The 22,818-nt window shown below is 65.7% G+C and carries 20 protein-coding genes and 1 pseudogene; 11 read left to right on the top strand and 10 right to left on the bottom strand.

Features of this window, described 5'->3' with window-relative positions:
* Window positions 1-361 precede the first annotated feature (361 nt).
* Window positions 362-2,278: a phosphomethylpyrimidine synthase ThiC gene (thiC, locus tag METFAM1_RS0116510; RefSeq protein ID WP_019916543.1), complete on the top strand. Its 1,917-nt coding sequence runs from the start codon at window positions 362-364 to the stop codon at window positions 2,276-2,278.
* 385 nt (window positions 2,279-2,663) lie between these two features.
* Here the strand turns inward: thiC and METFAM1_RS0116505 are convergent, their stop codons facing one another.
* On the bottom strand, window positions 2,664-3,230 hold the full coding sequence (locus METFAM1_RS0116505; protein WP_019916542.1) for a hypothetical protein: 567 nt from the start codon (window positions 3,228-3,230) through the stop codon (window positions 2,664-2,666).
* Between the two features lie 205 nt (window positions 3,231-3,435).
* On the opposite strand from METFAM1_RS0116505, the gene chrA reads away from it, so the two are divergent.
* The 4 genes from chrA (at window position 3,436) to METFAM1_RS0116485 (ending at window position 6,940) form a co-directional block, all read left to right on the top strand.
* Complete coding sequence (chrA, locus tag METFAM1_RS0116500; RefSeq protein ID WP_024300774.1) at window positions 3,436-4,773, top strand: chromate efflux transporter; 1,338 nt, start codon at window positions 3,436-3,438, stop codon at window positions 4,771-4,773.
* Between the two features lie 601 nt (window positions 4,774-5,374).
* A complete protein-coding gene (locus METFAM1_RS0116495) occupies window positions 5,375-6,127 on the top strand; it encodes a YkgJ family cysteine cluster protein (RefSeq protein WP_019916539.1) in 753 nt (250 codons plus the stop codon).
* A gap of 92 nt (window positions 6,128-6,219) precedes the next feature.
* Entirely contained in the window at window positions 6,220-6,531 is a 312-nt protein-coding gene (locus METFAM1_RS0116490; protein WP_019916537.1) for a hypothetical protein, read from the top strand.
* A 34-nt stretch (window positions 6,532-6,565) separates the two neighbouring features.
* Entirely contained in the window at window positions 6,566-6,940 is a 375-nt protein-coding gene (locus tag METFAM1_RS0116485) for a carboxymuconolactone decarboxylase family protein (RefSeq protein ID WP_019916536.1), read from the top strand.
* A gap of 347 nt (window positions 6,941-7,287) precedes the next feature.
* On the opposite strand, the gene METFAM1_RS0116480 is transcribed toward METFAM1_RS0116485, so the two are convergent.
* Together METFAM1_RS0116480 and METFAM1_RS0116475 are read right to left on the bottom strand one after the other, a co-directional pair.
* Window positions 7,288-9,231: an ABC-F family ATP-binding cassette domain-containing protein gene (locus METFAM1_RS0116480; protein ID WP_019916535.1), complete on the bottom strand. Its 1,944-nt coding sequence runs from the start codon at window positions 9,229-9,231 to the stop codon at window positions 7,288-7,290.
* Between the two features lie 196 nt (window positions 9,232-9,427).
* Complete coding sequence (locus tag METFAM1_RS0116475) at window positions 9,428-10,540, bottom strand: VIT1/CCC1 transporter family protein (protein WP_019916534.1); 1,113 nt, start codon at window positions 10,538-10,540, stop codon at window positions 9,428-9,430.
* Between the two features lie 180 nt (window positions 10,541-10,720).
* On the opposite strand from METFAM1_RS0116475, the gene METFAM1_RS0116470 reads away from it, so the two are divergent.
* From METFAM1_RS0116470 to METFAM1_RS0116460, 3 genes are all read left to right on the top strand, one after another.
* A complete protein-coding gene (locus METFAM1_RS0116470) occupies window positions 10,721-11,218 on the top strand; it encodes a thiol-disulfide oxidoreductase DCC family protein (RefSeq protein ID WP_019916532.1) in 498 nt (165 codons plus the stop codon).
* Window positions 11,211-11,603, top strand: a complete 393-nt coding sequence (locus METFAM1_RS0116465; protein WP_019916531.1) for a DUF4149 domain-containing protein — start codon at window positions 11,211-11,213, stop codon at window positions 11,601-11,603. Before METFAM1_RS0116470 ends, METFAM1_RS0116465 begins: the two co-directional genes overlap by 8 nt.
* Before the next feature lie 286 nt (window positions 11,604-11,889).
* Entirely contained in the window at window positions 11,890-12,807 is a 918-nt protein-coding gene (locus METFAM1_RS0116460; protein WP_019916530.1) for an SMP-30/gluconolactonase/LRE family protein, read from the top strand.
* Window positions 12,808-12,823: 16 nt separating this feature from the next.
* Here METFAM1_RS0116460 and METFAM1_RS20700 read toward each other — a convergent pair.
* Window positions 12,824-12,910 (bottom strand): annotated as a pseudogene (locus METFAM1_RS20700) (excalibur calcium-binding domain-containing protein); the annotation flags it as partial.
* A gap of 170 nt (window positions 12,911-13,080) precedes the next feature.
* On the opposite strand from METFAM1_RS20700, the gene METFAM1_RS21340 reads away from it, so the two are divergent.
* On the top strand, window positions 13,081-13,212 hold the full coding sequence (locus METFAM1_RS21340) for a hypothetical protein (protein WP_019916529.1): 132 nt from the start codon (window positions 13,081-13,083) through the stop codon (window positions 13,210-13,212).
* A 125-nt stretch (window positions 13,213-13,337) separates the two neighbouring features.
* Window positions 13,338-14,063 (top strand): Hcp family type VI secretion system effector, encoded by a 726-nt coding sequence (locus METFAM1_RS0116450; RefSeq protein ID WP_232419792.1) that lies wholly within the window; start codon window positions 13,338-13,340, stop codon window positions 14,061-14,063.
* Here METFAM1_RS0116450 and METFAM1_RS0116445 read toward each other — a convergent pair.
* From METFAM1_RS0116445 to METFAM1_RS0116430, 4 genes are all read right to left on the bottom strand, one after another.
* Window positions 14,048-14,383 (bottom strand): excalibur calcium-binding domain-containing protein, encoded by a 336-nt coding sequence (locus tag METFAM1_RS0116445; protein WP_019916527.1) that lies wholly within the window; start codon window positions 14,381-14,383, stop codon window positions 14,048-14,050. The genes METFAM1_RS0116450 and METFAM1_RS0116445 overlap by 16 nt on opposite strands.
* A 97-nt stretch (window positions 14,384-14,480) precedes the next feature.
* A complete protein-coding gene (locus METFAM1_RS0116440) occupies window positions 14,481-15,482 on the bottom strand; it encodes an NADP-dependent oxidoreductase (protein WP_024300773.1) in 1,002 nt (333 codons plus the stop codon).
* 99 nt (window positions 15,483-15,581) lie between these two features.
* A complete protein-coding gene (locus METFAM1_RS0116435) occupies window positions 15,582-15,809 on the bottom strand; it encodes a Rossmann-fold NAD(P)-binding domain-containing protein (protein ID WP_019916524.1) in 228 nt (75 codons plus the stop codon).
* A gap of 16 nt (window positions 15,810-15,825) precedes the next feature.
* On the bottom strand, window positions 15,826-16,611 hold the full coding sequence (locus tag METFAM1_RS0116430; protein WP_019916523.1) for an SDR family NAD(P)-dependent oxidoreductase: 786 nt from the start codon (window positions 16,609-16,611) through the stop codon (window positions 15,826-15,828).
* A gap of 209 nt (window positions 16,612-16,820) precedes the next feature.
* Between METFAM1_RS0116430 and METFAM1_RS0116425 the strand changes: the two genes are divergently transcribed.
* Complete coding sequence (locus METFAM1_RS0116425; RefSeq protein WP_019916520.1) at window positions 16,821-17,447, top strand: TetR/AcrR family transcriptional regulator; 627 nt, start codon at window positions 16,821-16,823, stop codon at window positions 17,445-17,447.
* Window positions 17,448-17,548: 101 nt separating this feature from the next.
* Here METFAM1_RS0116425 and METFAM1_RS0116420 read toward each other — a convergent pair whose 3' ends face one another.
* Both METFAM1_RS0116420 and METFAM1_RS21245 read right to left on the bottom strand, forming a co-directional pair.
* On the bottom strand, window positions 17,549-19,195 hold the full coding sequence (locus tag METFAM1_RS0116420; protein ID WP_024300772.1) for an ATP-binding cassette domain-containing protein: 1,647 nt from the start codon (window positions 19,193-19,195) through the stop codon (window positions 17,549-17,551).
* Window positions 19,196-19,823: 628 nt separating this feature from the next.
* Window positions 19,824-22,298 carry a YecA/YgfB family protein gene (locus METFAM1_RS21245; protein WP_088178172.1) on the bottom strand — a complete coding sequence of 825 codons (2,475 nt, stop codon included), beginning with the start codon at window positions 22,296-22,298 and terminating at the stop codon, window positions 19,824-19,826.
* Between the last annotated feature and the right edge of the window lie 520 nt (window positions 22,299-22,818).

Genomic DNA, 22,818 nt, shown 5'->3' with positions numbered 1-22,818 from the left:
ATGCGGCGCCTGCATGTTCGGGTCACCGTCGGAGGGCTTAAGGCAGCATTCATGCCACTGAAGCAATTGCCCGCAAACCCGCATGGATACTGGGGTTATGCCCTGGAGATCGCGGAGGGCTGCGACAGATGTACGGGTGAGACGCCGGAAAGCTGCGACAGCTGTCTCGACATCGGGAGGGGTGGCGGTGAGATAGTTGAGACAGCCGGCGCACGCGCCGCAGGCTGGGGCTTACGGGCACGACCGCCCGGTCACGTTGCGTGGCCTGGAACTTGCGTTGTCGTTCCGACGAAGTGCGATCCACGCACCCCTCGCATACCCAGACGAAGAAAACCGGACTGCAGCAAGAACAGGAGTTTCAATGAACGCCAAAGACACCTTCCTCGCCGACCAGGCACACGTGGACGAAGCGGCGATCGCGCCGCTGCCCAACTCGCGCAAGATCCACATCGAAGGCTCGCGCCCGGACATCCGCGTGCCGATGCGCGAAATCTCCCAGGCCGATACGCCCACCGGCTTCGGTGGCGAGAAGAACCCGCCGGTCTTCGTCTACGACTGTTCCGGCCCCTACACCGACCCCAAGGCCTCGATCGACATCCGTCGCGGCCTGCCCGCGCTGCGCGCCCGCTGGATCGAGGAACGCGGCGACACCGAACAGCTCACCGACCTCTCGTCCGAATTCGGCCGCATCCGCGCAGCCGACAGCACGCTCGACGACCTTCGCTTCCCCGACCTGCACCGCCACCCGCGCCGTGCCAAGGCCGGCCGCAACGTGACCCAGATGCACTACGCCCGCCAGGGCATCATCACGCCGGAGATGGAGTTCATCGCCATCCGCGAAAACATGAACCGCGCCGCCTACGTCGAGAGCCTGCGCGCGACCGGCCCGACCGGCGAGAAGATGGCCAAGCTGCTCACCCGCCAGCACCCGGGCCAGAGCTTCGGCGCGTCGATCCCCGCCGAAATCACGCCCGAGTTCGTGCGCTCCGAAGTCGCCCGCGGCCGCGCCATCATCCCGAACAACATCAATCACCCGGAAAGCGAGCCGATGATCATCGGCCGCAACTTCCTGGTGAAGATCAACGCCAACATCGGTAACTCGGCCCTCGGCTCCTCGATCAACGAGGAGGTCGACAAGATGACCTGGGCCATCCGCTGGGGTGGTGACACGGTGATGGATCTGTCCACCGGCAAGAACATTCACGAGACGCGTGAGTGGATCATCCGCAACTCGCCGGTGCCGATCGGCACCGTGCCCATCTACCAGGCGCTGGAAAAGGTCGACGGCAAGGCGGAAGAGCTCACCTGGGACATCTTCAAGGACACGCTGATCGAGCAGGCCGAACAGGGGGTGGATTACTTCACCATCCACGCAGGGGTGCTGCTGCGCTACGTGCCGATGACCGCCAACCGCATGACCGGCATCGTCAGCCGTGGTGGTTCGATCATGGCCAAGTGGTGTCTGGCTCACCACAAGGAAAGCTTCCTCTACACCCACTTCGAAGAGATCTGCGAAATCATGAAGGCCTACGACGTGGCCTTCTCGCTGGGCGACGGTCTGCGCCCGGGCTCGATCTACGACGCGAACGACGACGCGCAGCTGGGTGAGCTGAAGACGCTGGGCGAGCTCACCGACATCGCCTGGAAGCACGACGTGCAGGTGATGATCGAAGGGCCGGGTCACGTGCCGATGCACCTGATCAAGGAGAACATGGACCTGCAGCTCGAGTACTGCAAGGAAGCGCCCTTCTACACGTTGGGCCCGCTGACCACCGACATCGCCCCGGGCTACGACCACATCACCAGCGGCATCGGTGCGGCGCAGATCGGCTGGTACGGCACGGCCATGCTCTGCTACGTGACGCCGAAGGAGCATCTGGGGCTGCCGGACAAGGACGATGTGAAGGAAGGCATCATCACCTACAAGCTGGCTGCCCACGCCGCTGACCTCGCCAAGGGTCACCCGGGCGCGCAGATCCGCGACAACGCATTGAGCAAAGCGCGCTACGAGTTCCGCTGGGACGACCAGTTCAACCTCGGCCTCGATCCGGACAAGGCCAAGAGCTTCCACGACGAGACGTTGCCGAAGGAGTCAGCCAAGGTGGCGCACTTCTGCTCGATGTGCGGCCCGCACTTCTGTTCGATGAAGATCACCCAGGACGTGCGCGACTTCGCCGCCAAGCAGGGCCTCAACGAGGAGGACGCGCTGGCCAAGGGGATGGAAGTGAAGGCGGTCGAGTTCGTGAAGTCGGGCGCGGAGATCTACCAGAAGGTGTGAGGCGGAGGGCCACCGCTGCGAGAGCGAGCTTGCTCGCGATGCAGCGGTGATCGCAGGCGCCCACTCCGCTTCAGGCCGCTATCGCGAGCAAGCTCGCTCCCACAAAAACGGGCTCCGGTGACGGGTCTCGAGCGATCCTCGTGGGAGCGGCCTTGGCCGCGATGCGGCCACTGCGGTCCGCGGGCTTCGGTACAGGCTGCTGTCGGGGTCAGAAGACCCCTCCCACAAAATCCCGGATCCGGCCAAGGATCGGGAGCGCTCGCACCTGCGAACCAGCAGCGATGGCGAGGCGGCCTGATACAGACGAGACAGGTCGACCGGTCAACTGTCTCACCGGCGTCTCTGTCTCAACCGGGCGCACAGGCCCGGCGAGGTGTGCGATCGCTTACTGCAGCGCCTTGATCTGCTCCGGCGTCAGTCCTTTCAATGCGTCCGCGGCCGACTTGCGGGCGAGGTCGCGGTCGGTTTCGATGATGGCGTGCACGGAATTCATCACCTTGTCATTGGCCGCTGCGGCCTCTTCCTTGGTGATCTGGCCTGCGGCCAGGCGCTCGCAGGTGCGGTACAGCGATTCGCGCAGGAAGGACAGCATCTGCGCACGCTCGGCCAGGCGGACGACATTGGCATCGACCTGCCCGTTGCCCGCGGCCTTGCCGGAGGCTTCCAGCTGCGCGATCAGCTTGAGCGTGCTGTCGGTGCCGGGTTCCGTGCAGCCAGGCCCCATGCGTGCGGCACGCGAAGCGGCGACCGTCTTTTCGTCGGACGTACCGCCGCCGCCAAAGAGAGGCTTGGATTCGGACGAGGCGGGCATCGAGCTGCGGGAGTGTTCGTACTTGGCCCAGTAATTCTTGTGGGTCTCCGTCGAGTTGTCGCGAGCCTGCGTCGACGCCAGGCCGGAACAGCCTGCCAGCAGCACGGCGACACAGCTCGCGGTCATCAGCGAAGATTTCATGGTGACTCCTTTGTTTTCGAGTAATAGGTAATGTGACCCGTCGCCGGCCTCAGGCCGCTTGCCGGAACGCTCCTCTACGTCACGGCAGGCAACGCGTCGATCACTACCTGCAAGATGCGGGCCAGCAACCCGGTCATCGCAGGGCAGCGTTGGCAGTGCAGAATGCGCACCTGATCGACATTCCGCGCCCGTCCTCCTGCTGCCGATGACCCCGTCCCGCCCCGCCAGCATTCCATTCCGCGAAGCCTTCATGTTCTGGCTCAAGCTGGGTTTCATCAGTTTTGGCGGACCGGCCGGCCAGATTTCGATCATGCATCAGGAACTGGTCGAGAACCGGCGCTGGATTTCCGAGCGCCGCTTCCTGCACGCGCTGAACTACTGCATGGTGCTGCCGGGCCCGGAGGCGCAGCAGCTCGCGACCTATATCGGCTGGCTGATGCATCGAAGCTGGGGCGGCATCGTTGCCGGCGCGCTGTTCGTGCTGCCTTCGCTGTTCATCCTGATCGCACTGTCCTGGGTGTACATCGCCTTCGGCGACGTGCCGCTGGTGGCCGGACTGTTCTACGGCATCAAGCCGGCGGTCACCGCCATCGTCGTGCAGGCGGCCTGGCGCATCGGCGGGCGGGCGCTGAAGAACCGCACGCTGTGGGCGATCGCCGCCGCGTCCTTCCTCGCCATCTTCGCGCTGAACATTCCCTTCCCGGCCATCGTCGCCGGCGCCGCATTGATCGGCTACATCGGCGGCCGCGTCTCGCCGACGACTTTCCGCACCGGCGGCGGACACGGCGCGGCGCACGCCTCCTACGGCCCGGCACTGATCGACGACGACACACCGACGCCGGAACACGCGCGCTTCCGCTGGACGCAACTGGCGCGCGTCGCCATCGTCGGCGCGCTGCTGTGGGCGGTGCCGATGAGCCTGCTGGCGGGCCTGCTCGGCTGGTCGCACACGCTGACGCAGATGGGCTGGTTCTTCACCAAGGCCGCGCTGCTCACCTTCGGCGGCGCCTACGCGGTGCTGCCCTATGTGTATCAGGGCGCGGTCGGCCACTACGGCTGGCTGACGCCGACGCAGATGATCGACGGCCTCGCGCTCGGCGAAACCACGCCCGGTCCGTTGATCATGGTGGTGGCCTTCGTGGGTTTCGTCGGCGGCTATGTGAAAGCGGTGTTCGGACCAGACAGCCTCTTCCTCGCCGGCGCCGTCGCGGCCACGCTGGTGACCTGGTTCACCTTCCTGCCCTCCTTCCTGTTCATCCTCGCCGGAGGGCCGCTGGTCGAATCGACGCACGATGACCTCAAGTTCACCGCGCCGCTCACCGCCATCACCGCCGCCGTGGTCGGCGTCGTGCTCAATCTCGCGCTGTTCTTCGGCTACCACGTGCTGTGGCCGCAGGGCTTCGGCAGCGGCTTCGAGTGGATGTCGGCGCTGATCGCCGTCGGCGCTGCCGTCGCGCTGTTCCGCTTCAAGGCGAACGTGATCCATGTGATCGGCGCCTGCGCGGTGATCGGTCTGCTGCTGAGGCTCACCGTCGGCGGCTGACGAGCCCTTTGTGGAAAGCAGCCCTGGCCGCAACAGGGCTGCTGCGGTCTGCCGGCTTCGATACAGGCCACTGTCGGGGTCAGAAGACCCCTCCCACAAACCCCTGCCTATAGCTTCGGCGGGCGGATCGAGCGCACGCCTTGTGGGAGCGGCCCTGGCCGCGACACGGCCACTGCGGTCCACTGGCTTCGATACAGGCCGCCGTCGGGGTCAGAAGACCCCTCCCACAAAACCCTGGCTCTCGCTTCGGCGACGGATCAGACGCACTCCCTATGGGAGCGGCCTTGGCCGCGACACGGCCTCTGTAGTCCGCCGGCTTCGATACCGACTGCTGTCGGGGCCAGAAGACCCCTCCCACAAAACCCTGGCTCGAGCTTCGGCGGCGGATCGAGCGCACTCCTTGTGGGAGCGGCCTTGGCCGCGACACGGCCCCGGCGCGCCGCGGACTTCAAGTCCTGCCGCCGTCGCGAACACGCCCTGCTTGCTCAGCCAATGTGAACGTCCCGCTGCACGCGCATCCCGTTTGCGCTGCATCAAACCGGCGCGCCGTCCGCCTTCGTACAGTGGCACGCAGACCCTATCCGCCCGGAGTGCGCACGCCATGACCGCCGACGACGACAACCTGCGATTCTTCCGCGCACGTCACGCGACCTTTTCACAGATCCTGGCGTCGCAACGCGACGACGACGCGCTACTCGCGCAATTGCTGGGCGAAGCCTTCGACAATTTCGAAGCCGCGCTGCAGGCGCGAATGGACGCCGGTGCGCCAGTGGCCTGCGACCGCGGCTGCGCGACCTGCTGTACGGTGCGTGTCACCGCCACCGCGCCCGAGGTGCTGCACATCGCACGCCATCTGCGCGAAGCCGACCCCGCCGTCTGCGCGCGGCTGGTACGTCGTCTCGCCGCCGCCGACGACGACACGCGCGATGCCGATGCCGACGACCGCGTTGCGCTGCGGGCAACCTGCCCCTTCATCGACGACGACGGTGCCTGTGCGATCTACGCGGTGCGCCCGCTCGCCTGTCGCGGCCACGCCTCGCACGACCGCGCCGCCTGCGACCGCGCAGCCTGCGGCGAGATCGACGACATTCCGTACTCGGTCGCCCACCGCATGGTGCGCAGTCTGGTGCAGAACGCGCTGCAATCGGCGCTGCGCGACGCCGGCTGCAGCTGGGCGTCGTACGAACTGAACCACGCGCTGATGCTGGCGCTCGCCGCACCGGAATCGGAAGCCGACTGGCTGGCCGGCGACGACGTGTTCGCCGACTCACAGGTGAACGACGTCAGCCCGGCCGAGATGGCGCGCACCTTCGACTGGCTGAAAACGCCGGGCGTACGCATCCCGGCCGGCTAGTTTCGTCCGCGCAAGGCTTTGCCGAGCGGCGCCGCTTTGTTCATCATGTGCGGGCGATACGCCATCGCACCTATCCAACGGGAGAGATCGACATGAACAAGATGATCATCGCCGCACTGACCGCACTGCTCGCCTGTGGCAGCGCTCTGGCCGCCGACGCCAGCCCGAACGCCGCTGCCGACGCGAAGTGCGAAGCGGCCGCCATCGACAAGAACGGCAAGCCGCTGGTCGGCGCCGCCAAGTCCTCCTTCATGCAGAAATGCCACCGCGAAGCGATGCACAAGACCGACTGCGAAGCGCGTGCGCTGAGCAAGGACGGCAAGCCGCTCGCCGGCGCAGCGAAGAACTCCTTCATGCGCAAGTGCGAAGAAGACATGAAGCAGGGCGCACCGGCCGCCCAGTGAGCATCGATAGACGTCCGAGCGGAGCCATCACACAGTGAGCGAACAGAAGAAACCGGGCGTGCAGGTGCGCCGTGAAGTCATGGGCGACGATTTCGTCGACCGGGCATTGGGCAATGCAACTGAATTCAACCAGCCCCTGCAGGACTTCATCAACGAACACGCCTGGGGTGCGGTGTGGAACCGCGACGGCCTGGATCGCCGCACCCGCAGCCTGGTCACGCTGGCCGCGCTCACCGCGCTGAAAAGTCCGCACGAGCTGAAAGGCCATGTGCGCGGCGCGCTGAACAACGGCTGCACGGTCGAGGAAATCCGCGAAACGCTGCTGCACTGCGCGGTGTACGCCGGCGTCCCCGCCGCCGGCGAAGCCTTCCGCGCGGCGCAGGAAGTGCTGGATTCGTATCGGCTGTGAACCGCTGAGGTCTGATCGACCGCCCGCTCGCGAGCAAGCTCGCTCCCACAAAAGCGCTGCTCCGGCGACGGTCCGGGAGTGCTTCTCGTGGGAGCGAGCTTGCTCGCGATGCGGCCGTTGCAGTCCACAGACTTCGATACAGGCCGCTGTCGGGGTCAGAAAACCCCTCCCACTGAACCCTTGCCGTGACACCGGCCGTGACCCCTGTGGGAGCGAGCTTGCTCGCGATGCAGCCGCTGCAATCCGCCGGCTTCGATACAGGCCGCTGTCGGGGTCAGAAGACTCCTCCCACAGAACCTTGGCCCTGGCTCCAGCTGCGATTCAGCGCAGCGCCGCAGCCGGCAGGATCAGCCCGCCGCTTCGATCTGTTCCGACACCTCGAGCCAGCGCATTTCCTGCGCTTCGAGTTCTTCGTCCACCTTCTGCAGTTCGACGCCGACTTCGCCGATTTCCTTCGGCGGCAGCGCGCTGGCGAGCTTGGCGGTCAGTGCGTGCTTCTTCGTCTGCAGTTCGAGGATGCGCTGTTCGAGCTTGCCCAGTTCGTTCTTCAGCGCCTTGAGGTTCACCGGCGCCTTCTTCACCGGCGCGGCGATCGGCGCTGCCTGCACGACCGGCGCGACCTCGGCTGGAGCGGCCTTCATCGAATCCTTCAGCACTTCGCGCGCGCGCTTGGCTTCGTCCAGCAGGTAGCGCTGGTAGTCGTCGAGGTCACCGTCGAACGGCTCGATGCCGCCGCGCGAAACCAGCCAGAATTCGTCGCACACAGAGCGCAGCAGCGAGCGGTCGTGGCTCACCAGCATCACCGTGCCCTCGAACTCGTTCAGCGCCACCGCCAGCGCCTCGCGCGTGGCGAGGTCGAGGTGGTTGGTCGGCTCGTCCATCAGCAGCAGATTGGGGCGCTGCCACACCAGCATGCACAGCACCAGGCGCGCCTTCTCGCCGCCGCTCATGGTGCCGACCGCCTGCTTCACCATGTCGCCGCTGAAGTTGAAGGTGCCGAGGAAGTTGCGCAGGTCCTGCTCGCGGCCGCTCTGCCCGGCCGGCAGGCCTTCGCGCGCCATGCGCGTCATGTGTTCGAGCGGATTGTCCTGCGGGCGCAGCACGTCCAGTTCCTGCTGCGCGAAATAGCCGATGGTCAGACCCTTGCCTTCGGTCACGCGACCGGCGATCGGCGCCAGCGCGCGGGCGATGGTTTTGACCGCGGTCGACTTGCCCTGACCATTGGCACCGAGTATGCCGATGCGCTGGCCGGCCATGACCGACTTGTTCACGTTGCGCACGATCACCGTCGGCGGCGTGCCGGCGGGCGCGTCGGCCGGCGGCGGGTAGCCGAAGCTGGCGTCTTCCATCACCAGCATCGGGTTGGGCAGATTGGCCGGTTCCTTGAACTCGAAGTTGAAGTCGGCCGTGGCCAGCATCGGCGCCAGCTTTTCCATGCGGTCGAGCGCCTTGACCCGGCTCTGCGCCTGCTTGGCCTTGCTCGCCTTGGCCTTGAAGCGGGCGATGAATTTCTGCAGGTGGGCGATCTTGTCCTGCTGCTTCGCGTAGGCGTTCTGCTGCAGCTCCATCTGCTGCGCGCGCATGTCCTCGAAGGTGCTGTAGTTGCCGCCGTAGCGCGTGAGCTTGCCGGCGTCGATATGCAGCGTCACGTTGGTGATGGCGTCGAGGAATTCGCGGTCGTGGCTGATCACCACCAGCGTGCCCTCGTAGCGCTTGAGCCACGATTCCAGCCAGACCAGCGCGTCCAGATCCAGGTGGTTGGTCGGTTCGTCGAGCAGCAGCAGGTCGGACGGACACATCAGCGCGCGCGCCAGTTGCAGGCGCATGCGCCAGCCGCCGGAAAAGCTGTTCACCGGATTGCACATCTGGTCGGCGGTAAAGCCCAGGCCGAGGATGAGCGCCTGCGCCCGCGACTGCGCGTCGTGCGCGCCGGCGTCGTGCAGCGCCATGTAGGCGTAGGCCATGCGCTCGCCGTCGTCGGTCGCTTCGGCAGCGTGCACTTCCTTCTGCGCGGCGAGCAGCGCGGTGTCGCCCTCGATGACGAAATCGGTGGCCGGCTGGTCGGTTTCCGGCATGTCCTGCGCCACCTGTGCCATGCGCCACTGCGCCGGCATCACGAACTCGCCGCCGTCCTCGTGCAGCGTGCCGTTGAGCAGCGCGAACAGCGTGGATTTGCCGGCGCCGTTGCGGCCGACCAGGCCGACCTTCTCGCCGGGGTTGATGGTGGCGGTGGCGCCATCGAGCAGCACCTTGGCGCTGCGGCGAAGGACGACGTTTCTGAGCGTGATCATGCGGGTGAAACTCCAGCGGGTTCTCCCGCAGGGCAAACGGCGGCAGGACGTGGGGATGAGCGGATGCGCGGGCGGCCCGGCGCGGATCGCCGGCTGCCGGAGCAGCGGCGGGGCGACGCATATATATATGGCGTCACCGGGGGCGGAGTATCGGGGGCGGCGGGGGTGGCCGTCAATCGAGGGGCGGCCTGCCCGCTCAGGCCAGCGACACCCCGATCAGCGCGCCGGTGCCGTAGGTGACGCCGGCCGCCGCGGCGCCGATCAGCACCTGACGCAGCACCGAAAACAGCGGCCCGCGCCCGCTGAACAGCGAGGTCGCCAGCCCGATCGCGGCCAGTGCGGCCGCCGACAGGCCGGCGCTCCACAGCATGCCGGGCAGGCCGGCGGTGAAGAAGAAGGGCAGCACCGGGAACAGCGCGCCAGCGGCGAACAGCATGAAGGAGAAGCCGGCCGCGCTCCAAGGGTTACCACCCAGTTCGGCCGGATCGATGCCCAGTTCCTCGCGCATCAGCGTATCCAGCGCCGCTTTCTTGTCGCGCATCAGTTCGGTCGCCACGCGTTGCGCGTCGTCACGCGCCAGCCCCTTCGCCTGGAAGATGAGCGCCAGTTCCTTGCGCTCGGCCTCCGGCGTCTCTTCCAGTTCGGCCGCCTCGGCTGCCATCTGCGTCTGCGCGAACTCGCGCGAATTGGTGACCGACAGCCACTCGCCCAGCGCCATCGACACCGCACCGGCGATCAGCCCGGCCAGCCCGGTCAGCAGTATGGTCTGCGCCGGCGCACCGGCGCCGGCCACGCCCATCACCAGGCAGAGGTTGGACACCAGACCGTCGTTGGCGCCCAGCACCGACGCGCGCAGTTCGTTGCCCGAGCCGCCTCGGTGCCAGCGCTCGCCCTTGGCGATGGCCGCGCCGCTCATGCCGCGCGACTTGCCTGCAGCCGCCTCCAGTACCGCCGCGTGCGAACGCTCTTCCGCCGACAGCGACGCGGCGTCGGCCTGACCGGCGTACTTGTCGCGGTCAGCGAATTCCGCGGTCGCCACCGAAGGCAGCACGAAGGACGGCCCGAAGCGCTTCGCCAGCGCCGCCAGCACGCGCGTGCGGAAGCTGGGCCGGAAGGCTTCGGGCCTGACACCGGCGGCCTCCAGCTTGCTGCGCCACAGCTGCGCGTGCGCCGCCTCGGCTTCCGCCAGCTGGCGGAACAGGTCGCGCCGCACGGGGTCTTGCTCGGCCTCGGCCAGCGCGGCGTACAGCGCCGCGCCGTCGAGTTCGTCGCGCAGATTGGACTGGTAGCGGTCAGCGGCAGCGGTCATGGCATGCGAAGCGGAAGCGAAGCCGCGATGGTGCCCGATCCGCGCGCCGGTGTGCGGCGCAGCGGTCGCCCCGGCGGCGGGAACCCGGACAGGCGCGCGCCCGTCAATGCCGCGTAACGCGTGGCGCCGGCGGCAGACGACCTTCGCCGCCTCCGCGCCCAATCACCCGGAGGAACCGCCTTGAACGCGCCCGAACCGCCGGACACGCTGACCGTGCTCTACGACGGCGGATGCCCCTTGTGCCGGCGCGAGATCGCGCACGTGAAAGGACTGGCAGACCAGCGGCCGGAGAGCGCGCTGTGCTTCGTCGACATCAGCACCGACGCCCCCGCCGGCGCCGCTTTCGCGGCCGACCGGACCGCCCTGCTCGCGCGCTTCCACGTGCAGCGCGCCGACGGCTCGCGGCTGGACGGCGCCGCCGCCTTCGTCGCCATGTGGGTCCGCCTGCCCGGCTGGCGCTGGCTGGCCCGACTGGCGCGGCTGCCCGGCATGCTGCCGCTGCTGGAATGGGCCTATCGCGGCTTCCTGCGCGTCCGCCCGTGGCTGCAGGCGCGCGCCCGCCGTTTCGATCCGGCAGCGGCGCAGGCCTGCTCATCGGGATGTCTGCCGCGCACCGACGCCACGCCACCGGGTCCTGCGTCGCCCGGGAAAGCGCACGAGGGACACCGCCGTGCTTGAAACGGTCAGTCTGCTCACGGTGGCGCTGCTGTTCGGCGGCATGACGCTGTACACCTTCGGCTTCGCCGCGGTGCTGTTCGCCGCCCTGCCGGTCGACATGGTCCGGCTCACCCTGCGTCGCGCCTTCCCGCACTTCTACCTGTTCGTGATCGCGACCGCCGCCGCCGGCGCGGCACTGCTGTGGTCGCAGAACCGCGGCTCGGCGCTGCTGCTGGCGCTGGTCGCGCTCAGCACGGTGCCGACCCGGCAGTACCTGATGCCGGCCATCAACGCGGCCACCGATGAGGGCCGGCACACGCGCTTCAAGGCATTGCACGGACTGTCGGTGCTGGTGACGCTGGCGCACATCGCGCTGTCCGCCGTCGCGCTTGCGCGCTTCATCTGAGCGGCGCTGAAACGCCGAGCCCGTCGATCAGGTCGGCCTGATGGCGGCCGTGCGTGGAACTCATGCTATGTTCATCGCGCAAGGCGCCCGACGGCAGGGCACTGCGGGCGGGCGAGCATGCATGCGCCGCTCACCGCCATCGGCCGCGAAACCGGGAGCGCGCGACCGAACCGTCACGGCCATCCGCAGTCGACCTGCATGCAGACGGTGCGCCCCGTGGCCGCAATGCCCGACACCCATCCCCTTCAATGCATGCTTGCATTGACTCACCCGACCGGAGAACTTCATGGCCCACACCCCTGGCAGCACCTTCAGAGCACGATGTCTGGTCGCCGCGCTTGCGGCACTGACGTCGGCAGTCGCCCTCGCCGCCGAGCCGAACAGTGCGGAACCGCCCGCGCAGCGCACCGGCGCCGTGCTGAAGGAGATCACCGGCCTCACCATGCCGGAATCGGCGGTCGCCCACCCGGACGGCCGCATCTTCGTGACCGAGATCGGCGAATTCAACAAGGCGGGTGACGGCAAGGTCACCGTCGTGCATCCGGACGGCCGCACCGAAACGCTGGTCGGCGGGCTGAACGATCCAAAAGGCATGGCCCTGTCCGGCGAACACCTCTACGTCGCCGACATCGACCGCGTGCTGCGCATCGGCCTCGACGGCACGGTGACCGAACTGGCAAAGCCCGGCGACTTCCCGCACAAGCCGGTGTTCCTGAACGACGTCGAGATCGGCGGTGACGGCGTGGTCTATGTGTCGGACAGCGGCGACGACAAGGGCCAGGGCGCCGGCATCTACGCCATTGCGCCGGACGGCGGCATCCGCACCGTGCTCGGCGCGAATGCCGGCATCGTGCGCCCGAACGGCCTGCTGGTCGACGGCGCCGGCGCGCTGCTGGTCGCCGACTTCGGCACCGGCAAGCTGTACCGTCTGGTGATGAAGAAGGCCGGCGGCAAGCCGGCGCTCAAGCTGCTCTACAGCGGCTTCGGCGGCGCGGACGGACTGGTGCGCGATCGCGACGGGGCGCTCTACGTGAGCGACTGGAAAGGCGGCAAGGTGTGGCGCCTGAGCACGCCGCGGTCAGCGCCGCAGCTCATCGCCGAAGGCCACAAATCGTCGGCGGACATCGCGCTGTCGGCGGACGGTAGCTACCTGCTGATGCCGGACATGATGGCCGGCAAGCTGGTGTTCCTGCCGCTGAAGTGACCGCGCTGCTGGTCGCTCAACGGCCGCGGAACGGCTCGCAGCCGATTCCGTCGCCGTCACGGTCGAGGTGCGGGCCGTAACCGGGCTCGCCAGCGCGCACCGGACAGCCAGCGGACGGAACAGGGGAGGCAAGGCATCACTGCGCCACGAGAAGGAATGGACCGCCACAGTCTAGCCGCCTGTGCAGTGCCTGATGTCCTGGCGCCGCGGCTCAGGCCCGCCGCGCCCGCACCGCGTCGCGCGAGCAGGCTGGGCCAGTGCGCCGACGCAACGATGCAGGCATCCGGAAACGCCGCCACCGACGACGGACAGAAGGCCCGCTTCAAGTGGCTGCACGGCCTGTCGGTACTGGTGTCGCTGGCACATGTCGCCGCCTCAGGCGTGGTGCTCGCGCGCTTCGTCTGAAATCGCACGGAGCGCTATCCGCTGCGCATGCGGACTGCTTTAATGGATGCACTTTGCGTGCTGCGCGAAGCCGGCCGCCCGGCGTCCGCCCCGATGGCCGTCACCCACTCGACAGGGAGATTTCCATGCGCGTTCCGACACCGTTCCGCCCCGTACTGATGGCCGCCTCCGTCGCGCTTGCGCTGTGCGCAGGTCAGGCGCAGGCGGGTTTCGACTACTTCCTGAAGCTGGACGACATCAAGGGCTCAAGCACCGCCGAGAAGCACGAGAACTGGAACGAGATCGATACCTTCAACTGGGGCTTCGGCATCGAAACGATCAGCGGCGGCCCGACCAGCGACATCACCATCCGCCGCCCGGTGTTCCGCGACTTCGAATGGACGCAGGCGCTCGACACCAGCGTGGCCAAACTGTTCGAGCGGGCCAGCCGCGGTGACGCGCTCGACACCGTGACGCTGCACGCGACGACCGACATCGAAGGCAGCCGCGCCACCTTCTTCGAGATCGTGTTCACCGACGCCTTCGTCACCACGCTCGACCTGACCGGCAGCAGCGGCAGCGCTCCGGCTCTGTCGGCGGCCCTCGAATACCGCACCGTCACGCTGAAGTACATCACCCTGAAATCGTCCGGCGCCGTCGGCGAAGAATTCGTCAGCAGCTACGACCTGTCGACGCGGACCGGCTCGGCCGACGCGCTGGCCGCGGTCTATGCGATGGGGCTGTCCGGACCGACTGTGCTCATGGTGCCCGAGCCGGAAAGCTGGGCGCTGCTGCTCGCCGGCTTGGGGCTGACCGGTTTCGCCGCGCGGCGGCGGGGCGCTGGCGGCGCGGCGACTCAACGGCCGCGGTAAGGCTCGCAGCCGATGCCGTCACCGTCGCGGTCGAGGTGCGGGCCGTAACCCGGTTCGCCTGCGCGAACCGGCGCGGCGCCCGCTGCACGCGCTTCGGCACAGTTGAGGAAGGCGCGTCCGGTCGGCACCGCAGCCGCCTCTTCCGTCGCTGACGATGACGTGCGCGCCGGCGCGCCGCGATGGCAGTGGTAGTCCCCGGTCTTGCGGTTGTTGTGGCAGCCCTCGGCGTTCAGGCCGCCGGGGTGCGCAGCCACCGTCGCGGCGGCCGCCAGCGACAGCGCGCCGTAAAGCCATCGAGCGGAACGGGGACAGCAACGCATCGCGAAGGCATGGAAGAGGATCGAGCACCCAGTCTAGCCGGCGATGCGGGCGTTGACGCCAGCGCGCAGACGCTCCGTGCGCGCACCGCACACTGCCTTACTTGAGTTGGACAACGACCTTGCCCCTGGCGCGCCCCTGGGCGAGATAGTCGAGCGCCTCTTTGGCCTGGTCAAACGGAAACACCTTGTCGATCACCGGCCGGATATGCCCGGATTCGAGTAAGGCGGCGATTTCGGACAACTGAGCGCCATCGGCGCGCACGAACAGAAACGAGTAACTGACATCCCGCTTGGCAGCGAGCCGCGTGATCCTTCGGCTCATCAGGCTGAAAACAAACTTCAGGACGAAATTCAGTCCGCGCGCACTGGCGAACGCAGCGTCCAGCGGTCCGATGAGCGAAACGATCTTGCCTCCGGGCTTGAGAATGCCGATGGACTTCTCGATCTCCTTGCCCCTCAACGTACCCAGCACCAGGTCATAAGCGCTCAGCACGTTCTCGAATTGCTGCGTCTTGTAGTCGATGACCTCGTCCGCACCCAGACTGCTGACCAGCGGAACGTTGCCCGTACTGGTCGTCGTGCCGACCTTCGCACCAAGATGCTTTGCCAGCTGGATCGCGAAAGTACCGATCCCGCCTGACCCGGCAGGGATGAATACCTTCTGCCCCTTCTGGACTTTCGCGCGTTCCTTCAGGGCTTGCCAGGAGGTCAGCGCGACCATCGGAATCGAGGCTGCCTGCACGAAGTCCAGATTGGCCGGCTTGTGGGCCGCAACACGTTCCGGCACCGCGGCGAATTCGGCAAGCGAGCCGGTGCCGAGGTCGAAGAGGCTGGCGAAAACGGCATCTCCTTTCTTGAAACGCGTCACCCGGCTACCGACCGCAATCACCACGCCCGCCAGGTCGCTCCCCATCGTGGCCGGCAGCGCGAACTTCAGGACCGGCTTGAACAGGCCCGTGGGAATCATGTTGTCGATCGGGTTCACGCCCGCGGCATGAATTTCGACCAGCAGTTCGTCCGGCTTCAGCGCCGGCATGGGGAGGTCCGCGAACCCGACCCCGGGAGACTTGCCGTAGCGCTTGAACGTAAGTGCTTTCATGTTTTTCTCGTTCCGAGGTGGGTCGGGCCATCCAGGATGCGCAGTCGGGGATTGCGTCAACTGAGCTGTGAATCGTGGCAGTGCGTTCTCCCGCATACCTCAGCCCAGACCGAATTGCCTGTGCAGCACCTTGTCGAAAAGACCACGAGGAAGAAAGCGTCGAGCGAATGCTCCCTGACGCGCCACCTTGCCGGAGGGATAGCGCAGGCGCGGCGTCCTGTCGGTGGCAGCCAGAACGATGGTTTCGGCCACGCTATCGGCGCTGTCCGCAACAGCGATCACGCGCTCGTATGCGCTGAGGTACTTCTGGCGGCTCGCGTGGTGCATGCGCGACGCTCGACACTCATGCAGTGCGGTAGCGTTCTGCGGCATGCGCCTGCCGGATATCGGCAAGCAGGCCGTGGCGCGCACCTTCCAGCGCATCCCAGCGCTCGGCGACGTGAAGCGGCGGAATCGTGACCAACTCGCGCCGGTCGAAGCCGGCCAGCGCCGCGTCGACCAGTTCGCCCACCTCCATCACTTCCGGCAGGGTATTGACGTCAATGCCGGCACGTTCCCAGATCTCGGTGCGGGTCGCCGCCGGCAGCACCGCCTGTACGTAGACGCCCTTGGACGACAGTTCGAGGTGCAGGCCCTGAGACAGGAACAGCACGAAGGCCTTGGTGGCGCCGTAGATCGACATGCCGAACTCGGGCGCGAAGCCGACGACCGAGCCGATGTTGACGATCGCGCCGCTACCGGACCGCACGAAGCGCGGAGCGACCGCGGCGGCGAGTCGCGTCAACGCCGTGGTGTTGAGCGCGATCAGAGCGTCGATGCCCTCCGCGGTCTGCTGCAGAAAACCGCCGGACTGCGCCATGCCGGCGTTGTTGATCAGAATGCCGATCTTTTCGTCGTATCCGAGACGGGTTTCCAGCGTGGCGAGATCGGAGAGCTGCGTCAGGTCGGCAGGCAGTACGTCGACGGCCACTCCGAAGTCTTCGCGCAGGCGCGCGGCCAGCGTGTTCAGGCGGGCCTCGTCGCGTGCGACGAGCACGAGGTCGTGGCCACGGCGGGCGAAACGCTCGGCGTAGGTGGCGCCGATGCCGCTGGAGGCGCCGGTGATGAGGGCAGTCGGAAGCGTGGTCATGCGTGTTTTCCTTTGATCGAGTCGGTTTGGTCGGCCGGTCCGCCAGGCTCGCGCCCGGAGCGTGTCTCCCGGTCGTCAGGCGCTGGCTCCAGACCTTGGAGGCGAAACAATGATGTCGATCATAATCTAAACTGTCAACAATTTGATTACGGTCGTAATCAATATATAGTCCGCCTTTCACGCAGGCACAGCCTCACCATGGAAGAGACATGAAGGTCAGCAAGGCACAGGCGCAGGCCAACCGGGCGCGCGTCGTCGAAACGGCGGCAACCCTGTTTCGCGAGCGGGGTTACGACGGGGTGGGTGTTGCCGATCTGATGGCCGCCGCAGGCTTCACGCACGGCGGCTTCTACAAGCACTTCCGCTCCAAGGCCGATCTGATGGCGGAATCTGCGGCGTGCAGCATCGCCCAGACCGCTGCACTGTCGGCTGGCGCTGACATCTCGGATTTCGTGAAGGCCTATCTGTCACGCGCGCACCGCGACACCCGCGCAAGCGGCTGCACGATGGCGGCGCTGGGAGCCGATGCCGCGCGTCAGCCGGAAGCCGTTCGGGCTACGTTTGCGGCCGGCATCGAAAGCCTGCTGGCTGCGCTGAGTACCGCGAGTAACTCGCCGGATCCGGCAGACGCGGGTGAAACGCGGGCCAGATACCTCGACACGCTGGCGCACGCGGTCGGCGCCATTGTCATGTCGCGAGCCTGTCCGGACGATTCGCCGCTGGCCGACGAAATCCTGGCGATCTGCCGCGACAGGATCCTTGCCTCGCTGAATGCGTCCGCAACGGAGCACCCGCCTGTGCAAGACCGCGGCAGCACTGACGGCCAGCATCCGTAAGACGTACAGCGATCGGGCCCGACGAGGCCACGACGGCATCAAGGAGGTCCATCCAGGACGTCGAGCCGACCATGCGGCTCATCACGCGACCACCCGGCCGCTCAGTGCGCCCGCCGCGCCAGCACGTCGTCGCGCGGGCCGGCGTCGACCACGCGGCCGGCCACCACCACCACCACGGTGTCGAAGCGCGCGAGCAGGCTGGGCCGATGCACCGACGCAACGATGCAGGCCTCCGGAAACGCCGCCACCATGCGGTCGAACACGCGGCCTTCGGCCTGCGGGTCGAGCGCGCTGGTGGGTTCGTCGAGCAGCAGCAGCGAACTGCCCTGCGCCGCCAGCGCGCCGCGGGCCAGCGCCAGGCGCTGCCGCTGACCGCCGGACAGATTGCCGCCGCGTTCGCTCAGACCACTCTGCAGCCCGTCCGTCAGGCGCTCGAGCACTTCGTCGAATACGCCGGCGTGCATCGCCGACTGCAGCGCCGCCGGGTCGGCTGGCTGGCCGAAGGTGAGGTTCTCTTCGACGCTGGCTTCGAACACTTCGGCTTCCTGCGGAATCAGTGTGGCAAGCGTGCGCAGTTCAGCCCACGGCACCGGCACGCCGTCGCGCAGCAGTTCGCCCTGCTGCGGCCGGTAGAGGCCGGCCAGCGTGCGCAGCAGCGTGCTCTTGCCGCCGCCGCTCGGGCCGATCAGCGCGACACGCGAGCCGCGCCGCAGTTCGAGATCCACGCCTCGTAGTCCCCCCCGCTCGCCACCGCGCGCGTCGTCGCCGTAGCGCAGCGTCGCACCGCGCAGTGACAGCGTCTGCCACGACGCGTCCGCCTGCACCGCGGGCACTTCTGCATCCGGCTCACCGGGCGCGGCCCAGATGGGCTCGGCGCTGCAGTAGTCGGTGTGCATGCGCGCGAAGCCCTGGAAGTTCGACGCCAGCGAAGCCACCACGCCGGCCGCCTGCTGCGCGTACTGGTAGATCATGAACACCGTGCCCAGCGCCACCGCCTGCCCCGGCGTGCGCACCTGCATGACATACACCACCACCAGCACCCAGGTGAGCCCCATGCCGAGCAGATCCACCGCGAACCACTTGCCCTCGTTCACCATCACCGCGCGCCGCAGCGGCGCCATCACCGCCTCCATGCGCCTGCCCAGCAGCACGCGCGACGCGGCCTGCAGCCGCAGCCCAATCACCGTGCCGGCGTTGCCGACGAAATCGAGCAGCGCCGCGGCATAGCGGCGGTCGGCATCGTTCTCGGCGCGCGCGAGCTGCATCAGCGTGCGGTCGAAACGCAGGATGATGAGCGCGATCACCACATAGCCGCTCACCGCGATCGCCCCACTGGTGCGCGACAGCAGCGCCAGCGCCACCAGCGGCCCGACAAAGTTGAACGCGCTCTGCAGATAGTCGAACTGGTTCTGCGCGAAGTCCGACAGCGCCCTGCTCGCCTGCATCACGCGGTGCTGCAACTCACCCGAATGTCGCCCGTCCCGCCACGCCAGGGGTGCTGCCGCGATGCGCGCATACAGCGCATCCGCCAGCCGCACGCGCACCCGCACGCCGACATTGCGCTCCAACACCCGCCCCGGCCCGTGCAGCAGCCAGGACAGCAGATAGATGCCGACCAGATAAAGAATCCACCGCCCCGCCGTCGCCATGTCGCCCTGCTGCAAGGCATTGATCGCCTGCGCGGCGAGCCAGGGCATGGTGAGGCGCAGCAGCTGCGCACCCGACAGCAGCGCAGCCGCGCCGACCATCTGCGCGCGTGCGCCCTGGGCGTGGAGCCAGAGGGCGCGGTAGAGGTCGCGGGCGGCGGAGGGTAGGGTGATTCTGTGGGCGGTCGAGTCTGTCATACGATCATTGCAGCGTCGCCCCGAAGCGGCGGGAGCCCGATGTCCACGATATGTTTGCCGAGCGCACGAAAGCTCGCGTGCTCAAAGCGCCGGATCATCATCGGATTCGGCACGCAACAGGCTTTCGTAATCCCGACCGCCATAGTAAATGCCGAGTATGCACACCTGCTAGACATCTACTGCGAACGCAATCACTGCCCCCTTGCGGTAATGCGTGATGCGCAATCGAAGGCGGACGTCTCTCGCCACACACCATGGTTCAGAAACACATTCAGACTTTCGCAGGACGCGGCGATCAAATCCATATGGAATAAATCGTTGCGTGGAGACACCACGCACGCGATGTATGCGTAGAGGTCGCGAAGCTGATCGGCGGCCTCCGGCGGAAGTATGGGAGTTGAACGCATCCCGTCTGCGAGTGTTCGACCGGCTGTCTTGCGGGAACCGCTCAGGTCCGATCCGTGCTCCCCCGGATGCGATAAACGGCGCAATTTCCCGTTTTACGGGCGTTGCGTGTGTGCTTTCGCCGGGGTCATCCCATTAGCGCCGGGCCACAGCACTTCTTGAACTTCTTGCCTGAGCCGCAAGGGCAAGGCTCGTTTCGCCCAATACGTCTACGCGTTTTGATCGCCTTCTTAAGCCGAGCTCTCCTAAGAACCTCTCCCTTCGCTTGATATGCCGGCAGTTCGAAGACCGTGATGTCTGCGCTTCGCAAGAAGTGCCATTCGGCATCATGGACTGCCCCAGCGTCATCGTAGGAGAGCGCAAGTAGTACCCGATCCGGTTCTTCATGCATCACCATGATTGCCCTCACGTGATCGCGCATCTTGTCTGCTGACGGACATGTACGCCCGGGCGCACATGCGAACGCAGTCAGGCGCACCTCTCCATACGTCGAAAAGGGTCGTGGTGGCTCCGCGCCTGACTGTCTCGCCTCTTGGGCAAACATGTTGAACAGGCTATCTCGCCATTCTCCGCTCAAGTCGAGAAGGTAGGCTGCGATCGCTGAGCGACCGGTCTTTCCGCTTAACGTCAAGAACTCCAGCAGGGCCGCCATGCCCGTAGGCATCCTTTGACGGAGAGGCGATGGGAGCGCTGGGTCCGCCAATCGCGCAGCGAAAAACCTGTCAATCTCTTGTCGGTAGCCGATGAACTGGAGGTGCGCCTTTGCTCCGCCGTGAAGTTCGTCCGCGTATTTGGGGTAGTGATTGTGTTGAAGGTATAGCCCCAAATGGTCCAGTTCGTCGTCGAGTTGCACGATGTCCGATTTGAGCGCTCTCGTGCGCACCTGGACGTAATGAAGGAACTCAAGCGGATTCACAAAGACGTCTGAGTACACGCGCAGGTCGTCAAGAGACAATGACCACACGGGTACATCCCCCACGTCAATGCCGATAGGCGATAGATGCTGAACCTGAGCGGCGATCTCCGTGAAAGGATCAAGGGTGATAGCGCAGATCGTGACTTGACGATAGTCACTAAGTCTCAGGCGGGCAGTCTCATTACCAGAGTGGTCGAGCAACGGCACCTCATCGGCTGATTGCAGGTATCGAAGGAACCGGTTGCCTTGTTTGGCGGGCGCGGAAACGAGGTTCTTGATCGACTGTACGTGCGCATCGACATCGGTCGCGGGTGACGTATATGTAAACGAACCTGACTTGATTTCGACGATGAACAGGTGATCGTCAATCACAAGTACTCCGTCCGTTTCATACCGAGCAGCGGCAGTCCCAGCCTCGCCAAGCCAGTAGTAGATCTCCTTAAAGCAGATTGCGCCAGGCAAGAGCCGTTGCATGTACACGAACGGTAAGGTCTCGGTGACCTCCTTGCGGGCTTCGATCCACGCTTGCTTGAGGCGTTGGCCCTCAGCGAACATGCGCTTTTCGAGCTGCCTGTAGAAATGGTCGAATAGGCCGCTCAAATCGAAGCAGTAATACCTTCCGTCCAGCTTGATAAAGGGCCGCTTAAATATGGGCCACACACGCAGCGGCCACCCTTTGAAGGGTCCTTCGGCAAAGAACTCTTTATCCTGGCCCGGCGCCCAAGAAAAGTCGTCAAGGAACGCAAGCGGCAGGTCCGTCACCTTCTGCAGGTCAAAGAGGTCGTAGAAAAAAAAGAGGCCGACTGCCCGGTTATGTTCAGCTTCAAGCTCATGACGGACGAGTGATTCGTTAAATAACTCCTCTAGCTCGCCGTCTAGTACGACCCCAGCATTGATGTCTGCGTCCAGCGCTGCCAGAGACTTTAGTCTGAACGCATCCATGGCATCAAAGGCATCGAAGATGCCCTTGGTAAGTGAGTGCCAAATCTTCTCCAGCTCGTCGCAGAGCTGAGCGCTACTCAGCCCATAGAGTTGTTGGAGCGCATCGGTCTGTGGTGCTAGTAGCTCGCGGAGTGCTTGGACGTGATGGTTCTGATACTGCTCTCCCCTGACATTGCACCAATAGAGCTGAGTCAGAAAGTGAAACTCCTCGAATGCGCTGTCAACTTCTGCGCCGCTCTGTCGGCGCTTTGCTGTAGTGCATAAGAAGTACTCCGAGTTCAGCTTCTGAAAAATGGCCTCAACCAACTGTTGGAGATTGTTCCAAGCTTCGTCGGTCAGCTCGTTTGGTGGGAATGCGATAGGCGGCGTTCCGGCAACGAGGCTCTGAACGTAGTCGAGCATTCGCGCAGCCTGCGCATGCTCTGGCCCTAGCTCGACCTCACTATCAATCCCAATAGTAGCTGCGCTTCTCTCCCACCATGCGCGGTGCAAAATTGCCAGCGGGTCTAGAGTTGCGACCAACGCCGAAGCGTCGGCTATGTCTCGGTCAATCGCTTGCACAACTGAGTCATAGTCCGCAACGAGGCGTGCCTGAAATTTGTCGAACTCTTTAGGTGACCAGTCGGTCTGCGAAACGAGGTGGCGCCCGAAGCGCATCATGCGAAAGGGGCCGAAGCTGAAAGCCTCATCGGGACGTTGAACTGCATTGCGAACACGAAGTCCCTTTTGCTTACCGCGTTTCATATGTTGACGTTCAACGCATGTCTTTCGAATATTTTCCGTTGGACAGGCCGAACGAGCTCTACGCCAGCACTTGCTGCTGAGCCGAGGTCCAGTCCTTGGGTGTGTCCTGCAGGCCAGTCCACGCTGGCTGACACCCGCTTTAATGATGCCAGTGGGATAGCAAAGTTCTATCTCTGCGATGTGACAATAGCAAATTGCTGTCGCAGCTGAACACCATTGCAATGCGGCCCAGCAACGTATCCGGCACGCAGGCGTGCGAAATCATCTCGACCTCGGCTACCAAATGCACGACGAAGGTCAAACGACTGACTCCGATGACAAGCGTCATTCCAAAGCCCTGAGTATCGGCCGCAGCCTGTCCAAAGCGGCCCCAGATCTAGAGCTGGTACCTGCGGGTTGCCTATCAGGACGCAGAGGCTCATTAGTCAGAATAGCCCGTTCACTCTCACTGATTGGAAAACGCCCAACCGACTTCATTCTTCACCGGCTGACTGTATTTGTGTCAGTCATTTACTATGGA

It is taken from the genome of Methyloversatilis discipulorum (assembly GCF_000527135.1).
Lineage (GTDB): Bacteria > Pseudomonadota > Gammaproteobacteria > Burkholderiales > Rhodocyclaceae > Methyloversatilis > Methyloversatilis discipulorum.
Note: the sequence above shows the minus strand (reverse complement) of the source record. Positions and strands in the feature narration are given on the sequence as shown.

Bases quoted from the DNA above. Each gene is read 5' to 3' on its own strand.
- METFAM1_RS0116425 (WP_019916520.1), top strand. From the start codon at position 16,821: ATGAAGGTCAGCAAGGCACAGGCGCAGGCCAACCGGGCGCGCGTCGTC.
- METFAM1_RS0116420 (WP_024300772.1), bottom strand. From the start codon at position 19,195: ATGGTCGGCGCGGCTGCGCTGCTGTCGGGTGCGCAGCTGCTGCGCCTC.
- METFAM1_RS0116475 (WP_019916534.1), bottom strand. From the start codon at position 10,540: ATGACCGCTGCCGCTGACCGCTACCAGTCCAATCTGCGCGACGAACTC.
- METFAM1_RS0116480 (WP_019916535.1), bottom strand. From the start codon at position 9,231: ATGATCACGCTCAGAAACGTCGTCCTTCGCCGCAGCGCCAAGGTGCTG.
- METFAM1_RS0116495 (WP_019916539.1), top strand. From the start codon at position 5,375: ATGACCGCCGACGACGACAACCTGCGATTCTTCCGCGCACGTCACGCG.
- METFAM1_RS21340 (WP_019916529.1), top strand. From the start codon at position 13,081: ATGCAGGCATCCGGAAACGCCGCCACCGACGACGGACAGAAGGCCCGC.
- METFAM1_RS0116505 (WP_019916542.1), bottom strand. From the start codon at position 3,230: ATGAAATCTTCGCTGATGACCGCGAGCTGTGTCGCCGTGCTGCTGGCA.
- chrA (WP_024300774.1), top strand. From the start codon at position 3,436: ATGACCCCGTCCCGCCCCGCCAGCATTCCATTCCGCGAAGCCTTCATG.
- thiC (WP_019916543.1), top strand. From the start codon at position 362: ATGAACGCCAAAGACACCTTCCTCGCCGACCAGGCACACGTGGACGAA.
- METFAM1_RS21245 (WP_088178172.1), bottom strand. From the start codon at position 22,298: ATGAAACGCGGTAAGCAAAAGGGACTTCGTGTTCGCAATGCAGTTCAA.
- METFAM1_RS0116450 (WP_232419792.1), top strand. From the start codon at position 13,338: ATGCGCGTTCCGACACCGTTCCGCCCCGTACTGATGGCCGCCTCCGTC.
- METFAM1_RS0116445 (WP_019916527.1), bottom strand. From the start codon at position 14,383: ATGCGTTGCTGTCCCCGTTCCGCTCGATGGCTTTACGGCGCGCTGTCG.
- METFAM1_RS0116430 (WP_019916523.1), bottom strand. From the start codon at position 16,611: ATGACCACGCTTCCGACTGCCCTCATCACCGGCGCCTCCAGCGGCATC.
- METFAM1_RS0116435 (WP_019916524.1), bottom strand. From the start codon at position 15,809: ATGCACCACGCGAGCCGCCAGAAGTACCTCAGCGCATACGAGCGCGTG.
- METFAM1_RS0116460 (WP_019916530.1), top strand. From the start codon at position 11,890: ATGGCCCACACCCCTGGCAGCACCTTCAGAGCACGATGTCTGGTCGCC.
- METFAM1_RS0116440 (WP_024300773.1), bottom strand. From the start codon at position 15,482: ATGAAAGCACTTACGTTCAAGCGCTACGGCAAGTCTCCCGGGGTCGGG.
- METFAM1_RS0116490 (WP_019916537.1), top strand. From the start codon at position 6,220: ATGAACAAGATGATCATCGCCGCACTGACCGCACTGCTCGCCTGTGGC.